This window comes from Bacillus australimaris, from assembly GCF_001307105.1.
GTDB lineage: Bacteria > Bacillota > Bacilli > Bacillales > Bacillaceae > Bacillus > Bacillus australimaris.
In genome coordinates this window covers 206,682-222,689 of the sequence record NZ_LGYN01000027.1, presented here as the reverse complement: position 1 = coordinate 222,689, position 16,008 = coordinate 206,682, and the positions used below count along the sequence as shown (strand labels likewise).

General features: G+C 41.2%; 18 protein-coding genes and 1 riboswitch. Of the genes, 5 read left to right on the top strand and 13 right to left on the bottom strand.

The annotated features are described in order from the left end of the window. Positions 1-55: 55 nt before the first annotated feature. From AKG37_RS15210 to AKG37_RS15175, 8 genes are all read right to left on the bottom strand, one after another. The gene (locus AKG37_RS15210) at positions 56-1,207 is read right to left on the bottom strand and encodes an acetylornithine transaminase (protein WP_060699572.1); all 1,152 of its coding nucleotides are present in this window, start codon (positions 1,205-1,207) and stop codon (positions 56-58) included. Continuing rightward, positions 1,204-1,980: an acetylglutamate kinase gene (argB, locus tag AKG37_RS15205; protein ID WP_060699571.1), complete on the bottom strand. Its 777-nt coding sequence runs from the start codon at positions 1,978-1,980 to the stop codon at positions 1,204-1,206. Before argB ends, AKG37_RS15210 begins: the two co-directional genes overlap by 4 nt. Positions 1,981-1,994: 14 nt before the next feature. Then, positions 1,995-3,215 (bottom strand): bifunctional ornithine acetyltransferase/N-acetylglutamate synthase, encoded by a 1,221-nt coding sequence (gene argJ / locus AKG37_RS15200; RefSeq protein ID WP_060699570.1) that lies wholly within the window; start codon positions 3,213-3,215, stop codon positions 1,995-1,997. Positions 3,216-3,237: 22 nt separating this feature from the next. Then, a complete protein-coding gene (gene argC / locus AKG37_RS15195; protein WP_060699569.1) occupies positions 3,238-4,275 on the bottom strand; it encodes an N-acetyl-gamma-glutamyl-phosphate reductase in 1,038 nt (345 codons plus the stop codon). Positions 4,276-4,412: 137 nt separating this feature from the next. Beyond that, positions 4,413-4,961, bottom strand: coding sequence for an MFS transporter (locus AKG37_RS15190; protein ID WP_060699568.1), 549 nt, complete (start codon positions 4,959-4,961; stop codon positions 4,413-4,415). Continuing rightward, entirely contained in the window at positions 4,958-6,403 is a 1,446-nt protein-coding gene (locus AKG37_RS15185; protein ID WP_060699567.1) for an FAD-binding oxidoreductase, read from the bottom strand. The genes AKG37_RS15190 and AKG37_RS15185 overlap by 4 nt, the downstream gene beginning before the upstream one ends. Positions 6,404-6,526: 123 nt before the next feature. Continuing rightward, a complete protein-coding gene (locus AKG37_RS15180; protein WP_024425066.1) occupies positions 6,527-6,835 on the bottom strand; it encodes a metal-sulfur cluster assembly factor in 309 nt (102 codons plus the stop codon). 46 nt (positions 6,836-6,881) lie between these two features. Further along, a complete protein-coding gene (locus AKG37_RS15175) occupies positions 6,882-7,667 on the bottom strand; it encodes an alpha/beta fold hydrolase (protein WP_060699566.1) in 786 nt (261 codons plus the stop codon). A 136-nt stretch (positions 7,668-7,803) separates the two neighbouring features. Here AKG37_RS15175 and AKG37_RS15170 point away from each other — a divergent pair, with 136 nt between their 5' ends. The 3 genes from AKG37_RS15170 (at position 7,804) to AKG37_RS15160 (ending at position 9,041) form a co-directional block, all read left to right on the top strand. Beyond that, positions 7,804-8,616, top strand: a complete 813-nt coding sequence (locus tag AKG37_RS15170) for a Cof-type HAD-IIB family hydrolase (RefSeq protein ID WP_060699565.1) — start codon at positions 7,804-7,806, stop codon at positions 8,614-8,616. Positions 8,617-8,703: 87 nt separating this feature from the next. Continuing rightward, positions 8,704-8,853, top strand: a complete 150-nt coding sequence (locus tag AKG37_RS15165) for a hypothetical protein (protein ID WP_060699564.1) — start codon at positions 8,704-8,706, stop codon at positions 8,851-8,853. After that, positions 8,850-9,041, top strand: a complete 192-nt coding sequence (locus AKG37_RS15160) for a DUF3813 domain-containing protein (protein WP_024425070.1) — start codon at positions 8,850-8,852, stop codon at positions 9,039-9,041. The genes AKG37_RS15165 and AKG37_RS15160 overlap by 4 nt, the downstream gene beginning before the upstream one ends. A 48-nt stretch (positions 9,042-9,089) precedes the next feature. Here the strand turns inward: AKG37_RS15160 and AKG37_RS15155 are convergent, their stop codons facing one another. Both AKG37_RS15155 and AKG37_RS15150 read right to left on the bottom strand, forming a co-directional pair. Then, positions 9,090-9,545, bottom strand: coding sequence for a BsuPI-related putative proteinase inhibitor (locus AKG37_RS15155; RefSeq protein ID WP_060699563.1), 456 nt, complete (start codon positions 9,543-9,545; stop codon positions 9,090-9,092). Positions 9,546-9,559: 14 nt separating this feature from the next. After that, the gene (locus AKG37_RS15150) at positions 9,560-10,402 is read right to left on the bottom strand and encodes a YitT family protein (RefSeq protein ID WP_060699562.1); all 843 of its coding nucleotides are present in this window, start codon (positions 10,400-10,402) and stop codon (positions 9,560-9,562) included. A gap of 138 nt (positions 10,403-10,540) precedes the next feature. Here AKG37_RS15150 and AKG37_RS15145 point away from each other — a divergent pair, with 138 nt between their 5' ends. Further along, positions 10,541-11,398 (top strand): DegV family protein, encoded by an 858-nt coding sequence (locus tag AKG37_RS15145; RefSeq protein ID WP_060699561.1) that lies wholly within the window; start codon positions 10,541-10,543, stop codon positions 11,396-11,398. Positions 11,399-11,439: 41 nt separating this feature from the next. On the opposite strand, the gene AKG37_RS15140 is transcribed toward AKG37_RS15145, so the two are convergent. From AKG37_RS15140 to AKG37_RS15130, 3 genes are all read right to left on the bottom strand, one after another. After that, entirely contained in the window at positions 11,440-13,089 is a 1,650-nt protein-coding gene (locus AKG37_RS15140) for a methyl-accepting chemotaxis protein (RefSeq protein ID WP_060699560.1), read from the bottom strand. Beyond that, positions 13,086-14,063, bottom strand: coding sequence for a BMP family lipoprotein (locus tag AKG37_RS15135; RefSeq protein WP_060699673.1), 978 nt, complete (start codon positions 14,061-14,063; stop codon positions 13,086-13,088). The genes AKG37_RS15140 and AKG37_RS15135 overlap by 4 nt, the downstream gene beginning before the upstream one ends. 146 nt (positions 14,064-14,209) lie before the next feature. After that, positions 14,210-15,058 carry a CvfB family protein gene (locus tag AKG37_RS15130; RefSeq protein ID WP_060699559.1) on the bottom strand — a complete coding sequence of 283 codons (849 nt, stop codon included), beginning with the start codon at positions 15,056-15,058 and terminating at the stop codon, positions 14,210-14,212. 225 nt (positions 15,059-15,283) lie between these two features. Here AKG37_RS15130 and AKG37_RS15125 point away from each other — a divergent pair, with 225 nt between their 5' ends. Continuing rightward, positions 15,284-15,775 carry a YajQ family cyclic di-GMP-binding protein gene (locus tag AKG37_RS15125; RefSeq protein ID WP_060699558.1) on the top strand — a complete coding sequence of 164 codons (492 nt, stop codon included), beginning with the start codon at positions 15,284-15,286 and terminating at the stop codon, positions 15,773-15,775. Between the two features lie 81 nt (positions 15,776-15,856). After that, positions 15,857-15,975, top strand: a riboswitch (SAM riboswitch). Positions 15,976-16,008 lie beyond the last annotated feature (33 nt).

Sequence of the window (16,008 nt, the reverse complement as noted above, 5' to 3'; positions counted from 1 at the left end):
AAATTGAATAATTAATGATGTAAATGCATTTTTATACGTTCCGGTGCAAAAAAATTTATACTGTTACTGTTTCATTTGCTAATACTTGAATAATGGCTTCGATTGCCTGATCCAGCTCTGTTTTCTCCACATTCAGCGGAGGTAATAAACGAATGACATTCGGCCCAGCTGGAAGCACCAGCAACCCTTGTTCTCTTAGAGCTGTGATATAGTCGCCGACTGGCTGATAACATTCAATACCTGCCATCAATCCTTTTCCCCGCACTTCTTTTACGATATTCAGCTGTTTGACTTTTTGCAGTTTTTCTAACAGGTAATCGCCCTTTTCTTTCACTTCTGAAAGAAATTCTTCTTTGAAAATCACATCGAGTGTCGCGTTCACAGCGGCCATAGCAAGCATGTTGCCACCAAATGTTGTACCATGTGAACCTGGGGAGAATGCACTTCCTAATGCTTTTTTCCCTATGACTGCACCAACTGGAAAACCATTTCCTAACCCTTTTGCCGCAGAGATAATATCGGGGTCAAGACCCATCTCTTCATATGCAAATGCTGTTCCTGTACGACCAATGCCCGTTTGAATTTCATCTATAATCAGCAGTGCTTCATGCTTTTTACAAAATGCCTGAACTGCTTCTAAAAATTCTGCTGTTGCTGGATTTACTCCACCTTCACCTTGTACAACCTCTAGCATCACCGCTGCCACATCATCGACTTCACAAGCCGCCATAGCGTCAGGGTCATTAAACGGTACATAGTGAAAGCCTTCTAGCATAGGGCCAAAGCCAGTTTTGATTTTATCTTGACCCGTGGCAGCCATACCAGCATACGTGCGCCCATGGAAAGAGTGCAAAAATGTGACGATATTTGTTTTCCCTGTCGCCTTACGTGCTAATTTAATGGCACCTTCATTTGCCTCTGCTCCGCTATTACAGAAAAACACGAGATCACCTGAACTGTTTGCTGCCAGCTTTTCTGCTGCCTTTTCTTGCAGTCCATTTTCAAATAGATTCGATACATGCCAGACGTGATCAAGCTGATCCTTAATCGCTTGATTGACCTTTGGATGATTGTGGCCTAAATTTGTGACCGCAATGCCTTGTATAAAGTCTAAATATTTTTTCCCATTTGTATCGACTGCCCAAGAACCTGCTGCCTCTTTAATTTCAACATTCCACCGTCCATAGGTTTGAAAAAGATGACTCATAGGACCGCCTCCTTTTGTTTCACAATTCTTGTTCCTTTAAAGGTTTCTCCTGTAAAGATACTGCCTTTGCCGTTTACGATCATGACTTCCTCCACATCTCCTGATAAAGCACTCAAAGCGGATTGTACTTTTGGAATCATTCCCCCGGAAATAATACCTTGATCGATGAGTGAAAGGGCTTCTTGTTCAGTGACAACATCTAATAGCTCACCATTTTTTAAAATGCCTTCAACATCTGTGACAAACATGAGCTTATCAGCTTTCATCGCTCCGGCGACAGCTGATGCTGCTAAATCAGCATTTACATTTAAGGTTTGGCATTCTTCTGTCATTGACAGCGGCGCAATCACAGGAATGAATTGTTTTTCCATGAGTGCTTCTGCCATCTCTGGATGAACTTCTTTGATTTCGCCAACGTATCCGTAAACGTCTTGATCTAGAAAATCGGCGACAAGCATCTGTCCATCTTTACCGGATACACCGACAGATGATATATCATGCTTTGCAAGCTCTGACACAAAGTATTTATTGACCGTTCCCGATAGAACCATTTCAGCTACCTCTAACACCGGCTTCGTTGTTTTACGCTGCCCGTCAACAAATTCTGTTTTCACTTCTAATTTTTGCAGCATACTGGTGATTTCAGGTCCTCCGCCATGCACAATAGCCAGCTTAAATCCAGCCGCTTGAAGAGAGCGGACATTTTCATAAAAGGTATCTGAAAGTTCTCGAATGACACTGCCTCCACACTTGAACACGATCGTTTTATTCATGTCTATCTCCTTCTTTATGTGCGATAGCTCGCGTTAATTTTCACATAATCATAGGTAAGGTCACAGCCCCATGCTGCTGCTTCACCATTTCCCTCACTCATTTGAATCAAAATCGTAATCTCATCCTGCTCTAGATATGCTTTTGCTTCTTCTTCTGAGAATGGCTGCGGTTCATTGTGTTTAAACAGACATTGTCCGCCTAAATAGACTTCAACCTCTTCTGGTGTGACGGAAGCTGCACTATGACCAATGGCACCTACGATTCGGCCCCAGTTGGCATCCGTACCATATACGGCAGTTTTAACAAGACTTGAACCCACGATTTTCTTTGCGATGATGCCAGCTTCTAAGTTATTTTTAGCGCCAGTAACTTGCGCTTCAATTAATTTCGTTGCACCTTCTCCATCTCTCGCAATCTCTTTGGCTAAATCCTCACAAGCTAGTTTTAATCCTTCTTTAAACAATGGCCATTCTGGATGCTCTTCATTGAGTGCTTCATTTTCTGCCATGCCATTTGCCATTACGAGCACCATATCGTTTGTCGAAGTTTCTCCATCGACAGTAATTTGATTAAAGGTCACATCCGTAATGTCGCGAAGTGCTTGCTGTAAAGCTTCCTGTTCGACGTTCGCATCTGTTGTGACAAAGCCAAGCATTGTCGCCATGTTCGGGTGAATCATGCCAGAGCCTTTTGCTGCGCCTGAAATAAGGATTTCTTTACCGTCTATCGTAAGGGTGTATGTTGTGTTTTTAATGACAGTATCTGTCGTTAAGATCGCTTCTTCAAAATGACCTTTTTCAGGTTTTGCTTCTTTTAGCTCGGTGATGCCTTTTTTGATTTTATCCATATCCAGACATTCTCCAATGACACCAGTAGAAGAAACGGCAATGTAATCAGGTGCTACACCTAACATGTCTGCACAGGCTGCCTGCATGTCGTATGCATCTTTTAATCCCTGTTCACCAGTACATGCATTGGCGATGGCACTATTGACAATGACACCTTTTAATTGTCCTGTCTTTTTTAAGCTTTTTTGTGTGACCTGCAGAGGCGCAGCTTGAAAGTGACTTTGTGTGTAGACCGCTGCACTTGCTGCTGGTACTTCGCTGACGATCAGGCCAAGGTCTTTTTTTGAATAGCGCAGTCCAATGTGAATCCCCTTCGCTTCAAAGCCTTTTGGTGATGATACGTCACCGTCTATTTTGACAATGCTTCTTTCATTCAATTCGATCATGTTTGTTGTCTCCCCTGTTCTCTTATGGATAAAGAGGTGTCATTGTGAGGCCCGCCTCTTCATGTAAGCCTTTGATGATGTTGAAGTTTTGAACCGCTTGGCCGGCTGCGCCTTTCATAAGATTGTCTATGACCGACACGATTGTTAGTCTCCCTGTTCGCTCATCTAAATGAAAGCCGATGTCACAGAAGTTACTGCCGTATACTTCTTTCGTTTGTGGATAAACGCCGTGTTCTCTCACTCTGACAAAATAGGAATCTTCATAAAAGCCTTTCATTTGCTTCATCAATTCTTCTTTTGTGACATCTGATTTTAATTGTGTATACATCGTCGCCATAATCCCTCTTGTCATCGGGACAAGATGCGTTGAAAATGTGACGTTCGCCGTTTGTGGATTCCATTCTCTTAATATTTGCTCTATTTCAGGTGTATGCTGATGCTCATTCACCTTATAAATTTTAAAGTTATCGTTTAGTTCTGAAAAATGCGTTCCGAGTGAGGCAGATCGTCCGGCACCGGACACCCCTGTTTTCGCATCTATAATAATCATAGATTCATCTATTAAATTCTGTTTCATCAGCGGCGCTAAACCGAGAAGAACTGCGGTAGGAAAGCAGCCAGGATTGGCAATCACTTCAGCCTGCTGAATTTTGTCTCGATTCAGTTCGGATAAACCGTATACCGCTTGTTGAACAGATGCTTCATCCGCTGCCCTTCGTTTATACCAAGCTTCATAGGTTGCACCATCTTGAATGCGCAAATCTCCTGATAAATCAATGATCGGCACCCCTTGATTCATAAGCTTTGGCGTCAATTCACTTGATACGCCTGCTGGTGTCGCTAAAAACACTGCGTCTGTCTCTTGCACAATGGCTGCCGGGTCAATCGCTTTTAATGTTTGGTCAGTAATCGTTGTCAGATGCGGATAAGATTGACTGTATGATTGCCCCTCACCACTTGATGAATACAATATACATTCATCTACATGCGGGTGATACTTGAAGATACGAACCAATTCCGCACCACCGTACCCTGTAGCACCTATAATACCTATTTTCAACGTCAATACACCCTCTTGATCTTTGTGAAATTATTTAACATTATAACATGTATAAAAATTAATTCAATTGTATATTTAATATTTGTTTTCATTTTTTTTCAACAAAAAAACCGCATATCTTCATGAGACATGCGGATTTATCTTCCGTTTTTGATATAGAGGACCATGAGCGCACTGCATAAATATAATATGGAGCTTGCATAAAAAATGAAGTAAACGGTAAAGAAATCAGCAAACAGGCCGCCAAGCATAATGGCGATTGATGAAAAAAGAGCTGTCCAAAAATGATAGTGACCGACTTCTTTCATTCTTTTGTTTTCTGTCGTCAGGTCCGTGACGAGCAGTTTCTCTCCGTGCTTTTGAAAGCCTCCCAGCGCACCAAGTGCAAGCTGAATCATATACACTTGCCCCACTTCTGTTATATGCGGAAAAAGCAACAAAAGAAACGCCATACCAAACGAATGAATGATTAAAAAGAGCCGCCTGTCGGTAGTTTCGGGCAGTTTCCCTAAGAGTAAATGAATAAACGCCCCGCTTAAACCAAACAGGCCATAGGCAAGACCAAACTGTGAATAGCTTGACCCAACATTTTTAATAAAAAGAATGTAAAAAGGGAAAATCAAACTGCTGGCGAAAAACAGCAGGCTTTGTGAGTAGACGAACCATTTCATTGCTTTTGCATTCATTGTGTATTGTACCTCTCATAAAAGTAGTTGGTAAACAGGCCATCTGGATCTGCTTGCTTTTTCTTTTGGAAGAATATATCGGTTTTAGGATAGGCACGTTTCATTTGCGCCTTCGTTTGATAAGGCATATACGGTAAGTAATAGCTTCCATCGTGCTGCAGCGTGATATCTGTCATTTTTCGTATGATCCGCTCTGCTTCCGCCTTCTCTTCTTTTTCAAACCCGTAATTCACTAAAAGCACAAGTGCAAACATATCTTGTTTGGCATAGGAGAGATCCGCTTTTTCATTTTTTTGTACGTAACGGATTGTGATATTCATTAGATTCAAATCTTCCTGTTGTAAAAAAGATCTCATGTCATCGATATACGCACGAAAACGGTCAACTGGGACAAAATATTCCTGCAGTACATCTGTGTCTGACTCATTTTCATATTCTAAAAAGGCAGAATCAGAACGCATCACATTGTTTCTTGTAATCAGCTGATCATTTTGACTTAGGAAATACTTCTTCTGCAAATTCCAGAGCAAATCTTTTCCCATATCAAATCTTCTTGAAAGGCCAAGCATAAATTTCAAAGGCATGACGAGTTGATCTTCTTTCAGCTCTTGATATGATGAGATCCCTTGTTGTGAAGTGAGGGAATAATTCGTCACATACATCTCTTTCAAAAAGTTTGTTTTCGCTGTTGAGATTCTGGCAAGATGCATGCGTACTTCTTTATTGTGTTTGACATGCTTTTGAAAATAATCCGTATACTCATCGTAATTTAGAGAGGTTGTCTCCATTTTATATAGTTCATCTTTTGTTAAAGAAAGCTCAACATCTAAAATGACACCGAATAAGCCGTATCCCCCAATGACGGCAGTAAACAAATCATCGCCTGGCTTCACTGTGACGATCTCACCATCTGCTTTTAACAGCCTGAAGGAACGAACTGTGTCAATGAGTGACCCGTAACGAATGTCACGTCCATGTGCGTTGGCACTTAAAGATCCGCCAATCGTAAAGATATTTTGCGATTGCATCACCTTCACAGCGAGACCATAGGGGTTCACATATTTTTGTATATCATCCCATGTAGCGCCGCTTTGGACCCGAATGGTTTTCTTTTTTTGGTCAAATGCTAAAATCTGGCGGAATTCCGTCATATCAAGCACGATGCCATTCTCATAATATGTGTGGCCGCCCATGCTATGCTGTTTCCCAGCAATTGAAATCGGCAGGTGTTTTGCTTTCGCTTCTTTTAACACTTCTTTTAAAGTATCTATTTCTTTTCCTTGTACGACTTTTTTGATTTTGACAGGCATGAGATGACTGACATCTGTAAAAGCCTCAAGATCCTGTTTTTTGTGTGCCTCACCTTCGCGTATGGTGATTGATGCAAAAAATGCAGCAGCATATCCGATCAAAAGAACGATCCATAGCCATTTCCGTTTCATTATAGGTACTCCGTTCTATAAAATTACATTCATTATATCAAGACATTCTCTTCCTCCACCTTAATTTTTCATAAAAAAACCTGGTACGAGTTTAACTCATACCAGGCACCTTTCATATTGAGCTTATTGAATACCAAGCGCAATTTTTGCGTATCTTGACATTTTGTCTCGTGTCCAAGGCGGATTCCATACGATGTGAACTTCTGTTTCTTTCACTTCTGGAAGATCACTTAAAGCTTTTTTGACTTCATCCACGATAATTGGTGCAAGTGGACAGCCCATTGAAGTTAAGGTCATCGTGATATCCGCTTTTCCATTCTCATCAAGATCGACATCATAGACAAGCCCAAGGTTGACGATGTCGACATTAAGCTCAGGGTCAATCACCTGTTCTAGGGCGCCTAAAATATTTTCTTTCAATGCTTCATCCATGATATCCACTCCTTTTTTCATTAGTATAACGTACTTTTTCTTTTGACTAAACGTTTGTGCTTTTCAGATGTGTCACAAACCAGTCAATCGTTTCAAACATGGCTTGTCTTGAAACCTTATGGCCAGCTTGTCCATCTGTGACAAAACGAATCAGATGCGGGTCTTGTTTATATTGGGTTGCCGCTAGCTCGTCGTATAGGGATTTTGCGTGCCGGTAAGGAACAACTGGATCGTTTTCTGCATGCCAGAATAGCAGCGGTCTTTTGTTTAACCGATCCGTTTGCAGCGTTAAATCGTAAGGGCGCAGAGCATCTAATTGCTGATGAACCTCTTCGTCTGTCACGTCTTTCATGAGCCCTTTGTGACGCATGTCCATGATTTGTGCTTTTAAAAACGTCGTATAGTTCGGGCTTCCCATCAAGCTGACTGCTGCTTTGATCCAATCATGCTTGGCAAGTGCACCAAAGGTGGTAATGCCGCCCATGGATGTACCCGCAACACCTATCAGATCGGCTTCAATCAATTGTTTTTCTTGAAAGTATGTTTTGAGTATATCAATTTCATGAATTTCGTTCAGGACAATTTCCCAGAACTTTGATGCCAGTCCCTCTAAGCTGAGGTTTTCTGACCTTACACCATGATAAGCACAGTCAGGCAAAATGACTCTCATGCCTTTTTCCGCCAAATGAAAGGCGAAGTGTAAATTATGCTCGCGTGCACTTGTAAATCCGTGAATAAAAAATACAAGCGGCAGCGGTTTGTCTTTATTTTCAGCTTTTACGATATGTAAAAATGGAATATCGCGCGTAATTTGCTCATCAATGGTGATCACAGCCTATGAATCCTCCTTTATCATTCCCGTCTTTGTTTATTTTAACATGTAGACAACAAAGATGTGATAAAGATACACTATAGATAGAGGCGCTGCTTGGATTGCCTCCTATTACTTACAGATCAAAGGAGATTTTATGGAGACTAAACCTTATCTAATCGCACTTGACCTGGATGGCACATTATTAAAAGATGATAAAACCATTTCTGCGCATACACTTGACGTCATTCAAAAAGTGAAAGACAGCGGGCATCACGTCTGTATATCAACTGGCCGGCCATTTCGTTCCAGCTCTCCTTATTATCAGCAATTACAGCTCGACTCACCAATTGTGAATTTTAACGGAGCGTTTGTCCATCATCCTCTTGATGAAAAATGGGGCAGATTTCACACATCACTTGATCTTCAAGTAGTGAAACAGCTTGTGGACATAAGTGAAGAGTATAAAGTACACAATGTATTAGCTGAAGTGTTAGACGATTTGTATTTCCATTATCATGATGAAAAGCTCATTGATATATTTAATATGAATGCAAACAAAGTCACCGTTGGAGACCTTAGGGACAACCTTGGAGAGAATGTGACGAGCGTGTTAATTCATGCAAAAGAAGAGGACGTCGGAGCCATTCGAAACTATTTATCAGATGTTCATGCAGAAGTGATTGATCACCGGCGCTGGGCTGCCCCGTGGCACGTGATTGAAATCATTAAAACAGGGATGAACAAAGCCGTTGGACTGCAAAAGATCAGTGATTATTACGGCGTTCCCAAGGAACGGATTGTGGCATTCGGAGATGAAGACAATGATTTAGAAATGCTTGAATTTGCTGGATGCGGTGTAGCAATGGGCAACGGAATTGATGCCGTGAAGCGTGTCTCAAATGAAGTCACTGATACGAATGAACAAGATGGGATTGCAAAGTTTCTAACGAATTACTTCTCGCTTTAATTTTTCCATTCATACATAACTGGTGGAAGCGGGCATACTACCGTTAGACAGGTTGTCCTGTCAGCTTGTGTAAAGGGGCGGATCCGAATGGGTAAAAGAAGCAAATCGAAACGCTTTATACAACAAGGTAAAGATTCAGTCAGTCTGCATGACGCACGTTTTCCTTATCGTTCAACACTTGAAGAAGCGTCAGGCAGAGAAAATATGAAGACTGATGCTTCTGGTGGTTCATTGTGAGAAACGAACTTTTTGATCAAGCCAAATCATTTACTGAAGAAGCCCTTACTTCTTCATTTTCATCTGGGTTAGAGCGTCAACAAGCGGTCAAACGAGCTAAAAATGCCGTATCCTCTGCATTTGCCAATTCGACCGATGCAGAAAGAAACCAACTGCACACCTTTCAGGATCTACTTGATGATCTCTAACATAAAGAAAGCTGTCCAATCAATGGACAGCTTTTTCTGATTCCACACTTATTTGACTTGGAATGTTTTCTTTTCCGTGATTTGCTTCAGCCCTTCTGCTTTTCCTTTAAAGGTTACGACCGCTTCGTACGTTCCCGGCTTTACACCGTTTGACCATGTATCTTGAAAGTCATAGGCCTCGCCTTTTTTCAGTACAAAAGATTGGATGGCCTGTGTGAACATACGCTCTTTCGAATAGCGGTATTGTTCATTCCCGTTTTCGTCATACACACTAAGCTCGAATTTTTGGCTTGTGTTAAAGGTAAATTCAATATCTCGATCTGATTCATTTTTCAGTGACATGTTAAATTGAACTGAAGAACCTTTCTGGACGGGGTCTACTGTGAGTACAACCGTTTTTTCTCCCATTTGACCTGATACCTCCTTGTCTGGTTCATCCTTTTTTTGTTGTCCACAAGCGGCTAAGACCAATACAATGAGAAGAAGCACCAACCCTTTTTTCATCTGTTACCCACCTTTTAATCTCGTCTGAAAAATCCAAGAATATTGGTTGTTTGCACAATATTTGTAAAGGCTTTTGGATCGACTTCTTTAATAATTTGTTCAAGTTCATACAGTTCATACCTTGTAATGACGATCACCATCATTTCCTTTTGCTCGTTGGTAAATGCGCCTTTTGCAGGTACTGTCGTAATGCCTCTGACCATTTTTCCATAAATGGCTTCTTTGATTTCATCTGCTTTCTTCGTGACAATCATCGCGGTCAGCTTCTCATGTCTTGTATGGATGGCATCAATGACCCTTGTGGTCACATATAATGTGACAAGGGTATATAATGCTTTCTCCCAACCTTGTAATAATCCTGCTGTAAAAATGATGATTCCATTTAAAATGAAGAAATACGTACCGACTGGTTTATCCTTCCACTTCGCTAAGACCATGGCAACGATGTCGAGTCCGCCTGTTGATGCCCCGTATTTGAGCGTGATCCCAATTCCTACTGCGGATATGACACCGCCAAACACAGCATTTAATAAAATATCGTGGGAAACACTCGTTTCTGGTAAGATACCGAGGAAAATGGTCGTCAGTGCAACACTGATGATGCTGTACAACGTAAAGGAACGGCCAACTTTCATCCAGCCTAAAATGCCGACTGGAATGTTTAAAATAAATAATAGGACCCCTGTTGATACATAAAATGGCGCATATTGATCAATTAAGCTGGAAAGCAGCTGGGCTACCCCTGTAAAACCGCTCGCATATACGTCAGCTGGGATTAAGAATAAATTCAGTCCAATCGCATTGAGTAATGCACCAATAACGACGACAATGAGTTTTTTTGCTTCTCCAATGAACATGTTGTCATTCCTCCACTTACCATTCTCTCTATGGTTTTCCCTAAAATTTAGAATTTGAACACGAAAAGATGATTTCTATGATATAGTTAGGCTAAAAAGATGTAAAATATGGCTGATTTTTAGAAAGAAGGGATTTATATGACTGTTCATATCATAGCAGACAGTGCTGCTGATCTGCCTCTTTCTTATTATGATGAACAAAACATGACACTCATTCCGCTCCGTGTATTACTTGGCGAGCAGGAATTTGAGGATTTGATCACCATTGAACCAAAACAAGTATTTGATGCGATGAGACAAGGAGCCAGTCCAAAAACATCACAAGCTTCACCAAACCGAATCAAGGAAGCCTTTGTTTCTGCGGCACAAACCTATACATCTGCCATCTATGTCGCGTTTTCATCAGAGCTTTCAGGTACATACCAAACAGCTATGATGATGGCTAGTGAAGTGAAGGAAGAATACCCTGATTTTGATTTACGAATCATTGATTCTAAATGTGCTTCACTCGGCTATGGGCTTGCTGTCAAACACGCTCAATCACTTGCCATTGACGGAAATACAATACAAGAAATTGAAACGTCTGTAAAGCATTTTTGTGAATCTTTACAACATATTTTTACTGTAGACGATTTATCGTATTTAGCAAGAGGCGGAAGAATCAGTAAAGCGTCCGCATTTGTTGGCGGTTTGTTAAGCATTAAACCCATTTTACATGTCGAAGATGGAAAACTCATACCGCTAGAAAAAATACGCGGTCGTAAAAAACTGCTCAAACGTATTATTGAACTAATGAAAGAACGCGGGACGGATTGGTCGAACCAAACGGTTGGTATTAGTCATGGTGATGACCCTGCACTTGCAGAAGACATGAGACAGCTGATCGAAACCGAATTTCAACCAAAAGAAATTGATATTCACATCATCGGCGCCGCTGTTGGATCCCATTCAGGACCTAGCACACTGGCGATCTTTTTTACAGGTAAACGTTCATAAAAAGCACCCTTCCCTGACACAACACGGGAAGGGTGCTTTTCTTATGATAGTTTAAATCGACGGACAGTTTCATTTAACCTCGCCGTCATACTCATCAATTCTTCTACCTGTTTGTTCATTTGATGGAACGATTGCAGCTGTTCATTAGCCGAAGCAGAAATTTCTTCACTGCCTGCTGCTGTTTCTTCTACAACCGCACTAATATTTTCAATCGAGTGCAGCACTTGTCCGCCAAGCTCTGTTGATTGCAAAATTTGGTCATTTAAGACAGCCATTTCTTGTTTAATATGCTGCGCTTTTGTTTCTATATTTTCAAAGGAGTGTGAGGTTTTGTCCATCGCATCCTGCTGCTGAAGTGAAAGCTTGACTCCTTCTTGGACAGTTTGACTGATGGATTGAATGCCTCTTTCAATATGACTGACCATGTCAAAGATTTGTCTTGTTGCGTTAGACGATTCATCGGCAAGCTTCCGAATTTCGTCTGCTACAACGGCAAAGCCCTTTCCAGCTTCACCTGCTCTTGCCGCTTCAATCGCCGCGTTTAAAGAAAGCAGATTTGTTTGGTCCGCAATGTCAGAAACCGTTTTGGCCATGGCCGAGATTCCGCTGGCGTATTGCGTGAATTCCCCTGCTGACTCTTCGATTTGTCTCGTTGCATGTGTATTTTTTTCAATCGCTGTTTTTGTTTCTGTTAACGTGTGCTTTCCGCTTTCTACTGCTTCGATCGCATCCTCTGTACTTCGGATAACTGTTTGTGAGCGTTCAGAATTTTTATGTCCATGCTGGTCCATTCTCTCAATTAAGCTGACGCCATGCTGAAGATCTTCTGAAATGGCTTGTGATCCATTTGCCATTTCATCTGTTGAAACAGATACTTGATTCGCTGATTCCATCATTTTTTTATTTTCATCATCCAGATGGATCGAGAATGTCTCTATTCGAGTTGAAACCTGACTGATTTCTTTAATCAGACTAACCAGCTGATCTGTCATTTGATTAAAGGATTCATTCAGTCCGCCAATTTCATCCTTACGCTGAATATCCGTCCGCTCCACAGCAAGATTGCCTTCTGCGATCTGCTTTGCTCTGAAGGATAGTGATTTGATGGGGGTCACGATGGATCGCGTTAATCCAATATTCAAAAAGACGGCAATGACAATCAGTGTGAGAGCTGAGACGAGTGCACTTGTGATAATCCATTGCACATTGTCTTCTGCTTTCTGTAGATTTTGTTTATACGCTTCTTCCGCTCTTTTATTCAACGTATACACGTCATTTAAGACGCCATCAATTCTTGCTGCTACACGCCTTGCATCAGATGGGTTTTTTTCACCAATGGCGTTGTTCGCTTCCTTGGTCCACATGTCATATTTTGAATTTAATCTTGTTAATGCATCTTTGTTCATATTTCCTGCATGTTTGTTTAACGTTTGCAATTGTTTTTTTGCTGTAGAAATATCGTTTTGAACGATCTCTAGCTGTTCATCTGAAAGTGTCATCGAATAATTGGTCATGGCTTGTTCGACACTTTCAAAGCCTGCCTTCGTTTTTTGTACGTTTAATAACGTTTGGACATCTGACTCATTTGATGATTGGATCTTTGTCATGCTGACAATGATAAAGGCAATGACGCCAACTGCTAAAAGAAGTGAGGTAAGTGAGTTGAGTAAGATTTTAACGCGTAAGCTCATGATGCGCCTCCCTCTTCTTTCATAAGCGTCTGCTTCAGACTATTTATTTTTTGAGTTAATGTCTCAGCATTTTTCAGCACCCGGATTTTTGCCATATCGATTCCGTCATTGCTTAAGTCATAGACAACATGCCCGCTTTTCATTTGATTGCTCTTGACGAGCTGTTCACTGAATTGATAGACCACTTCATCGACTTTTTTCACCATGGACGAAATGACTGCTTTTTCAGCGGTATAGTATTGATCACTGTCCACACCAATGGCATATTTCCCCTGAGATTGCGCTTCTTTTAATACACCGACGCCTGAATAGCCCGCTGCGGCATATAAAACGTCTGCTTTCTTTTTAATCATGTCTTTGGCTATTTTACTGCCCTTGCCCGCATCACTAAACGTACCGGCATAGGTGGATAAGATCTTGATTTTCGGATTGACTGATTTGGCGCCTTTTTGAAAACCTTTTTCAAAACGATGGATGACATCTGCATCGACACCGCCAACAAACCCAATGACATCACTTTTCGTTGTCATCGCAGCAAGTGCACCCGCTAAATAGCTGCCTTCCTCTTCTTTAAATGTCACAGAAGTCACATTTTTCAGCTCAGATACGGCATCGATGAGCAAAAATTGCTTCTTCGGATATTTCTTTGCGACTTTTTCTAAGTCTGCCTGCATACTGAAGCCTACACCGATGATGAGATCATTACCTTCTTTTACGAGCTCTGTCAGCCCTTTTTCATATGTATCAGTTTCTGCAATCTCTCTATAATCAAATTCAATGCCAAGCTCATCACGCGCTTTTTCTAATCCTTTAAATGATGAATCATTAAATGATTGATCACCAAGACCATCATCTGTGAGCATAACGCCAATATGCTTCGCAGTTGATGCCGTTGATCCCTCCTGTTGATGACTGCATGCGGCAAGTACCATAAGCATAGCTGTCATCAGAAGCAATGAAATTTTTACTTTCATCCAAAAACACACTCCTTTTATCATCCTTACTCCTTTTTTATCGGATCTGCGAAGCGTTGTTTCAATGCTATATTGAAGGTTTTTCATTACTTTTTTCATAGAAAAAATCCATTATTTAAGAAAAAAATAAAAAAGTGAGCAAATGCTCACTTTTTCTCGTATGTCCAGCCTTCTTTTTGGTAAACTAGACCATTTTTCATCAGATGACCTAATGCTCGTTTAAAGGCTGCCTTGCTCATTTGAAATCTTTCGCGGATGTCCTCTGGATCACTTTTGTCCCCATAAGGCATGGCACCGTTTCTTGTTCTCATATAGGTCAAAATTTCTTCTGCATCGACAGATAACGCATCCTGTTTTCTCGGAAGAAGCGAAACGTTCACGGTTCCATCCTCTTTCACTGCGATGACACGCCCTGTAACAGTCGATCCTAATCTTGGCTCTTCTTTTCGTTCCGTGCGGTGGATAAACCCACGCACGCCTGTATCTGTCAGCATAAAAGAGCCTGTCGCAATTAAGCGATAAATCGTTCCTGTGATTTCTTTGTTCATTAAGGTTTCTGGCGCCTCAGTAAATAATTCACTGATGATATCTTCAGTGGCTGGCTTTGCGAACATTCTGCCGTAGCTTGTAACTTTCAGCATACAGTAGAGTTTGTCTCCTTTTTTCGGCCATGCTTCCTCAAAAGGCGGAAGGTGTTCTGTTGCAACAAGTGCATCCTTTGATAGTCCAACATCGACAAATGCGCCCATGTCTTCTACCACATCTACAACTTCTACCCAGCCATATGTATGCGCGTTAATTGTAGGGATTTTCATTGTGGCAGCGAGTCTTTCTTCATGATCTACATATAAATAGACCTCTACTTCATCTCGGTCATCAATATCCTCTGTCATCTCACTGCGGTGCAGAAGGACTGAATCTTCACCATCTGTTAAAAAGTAGCCGTATTCCATTTCATTCTCTATTTGCAAGGTCAGTTGCTCACCTGGTCTCATGTTCTCTTCCTTCCTATCTGCCCATAAAAGAGCGTTCGTTCATCTTTTGATTCACTCTATTCTACTATACTTCTCCCTGCATGAACATCTCTAGTTCTGTTAGCTAAAGTGGTCAAACTGGTCACGATTTATACCGCCGCCAGCTGTACTCTTTGATAAAGTTTTCTTCTTCACCTATTTGCATGATAAAATAGACGCAATATCTATACTTGGAGGTCATGTGCTATGGCAAAAGAAAGCTCATTTGACATTGTATCGAAGGTTGAACTGCCTGAGGTGCAAAACGCTGTTCAAGCAGCGCTGAAAGAAATTAAAAACCGTTATGATTTTAAAGGAAGTAAAAGTGACATTTCTCTCGAAAAAGAGGAGCTCGTTCTCATTTCTGATGATGACTTCAAGCTTGAGCAGCTAAAAGATGTCCTTGTGACAAAGCTGATCAAACGAAACGTTCCAACTAAAAACATCGACTACGGAAAAACGGAGCATGCCCTTGGCGGAACAGTGCGCCAGCGCGCGAAGCTGATCAGCGGAATTGATCAAGACAACGCTAAAAAAATCAACGCACTCATTAAGCAATCCGGAATCAAAGTGAAATCACAATTTCAGGATGACCAAGTGCGTGTGACAGGGAAAAATAAAGATGATTTACAAGAAATCATTTCTCTTATGCGCAAGGCTGATTTGCCGATTGAAGTCCAATTTATAAATTTTCGATAAATTTCAAATTTTCCATTGATTATTTCCGAATTTTTCGTTACAGTTGATGGAAGTTCAATTCATTGACATGTTCATATCGCTTTCTTATCAAGAGAGGCAGAGGGACTGGCCCTGTGAAGCCTCAGCAACCGGTGTAGTAGAAATGTATTTTCTATGACCAAGGTGCTAAATCCAGCAAGCAACTGCTTGGAAGATAAGGAGAAGAATAACGATACAGCCAAAAAGTCTTCTTC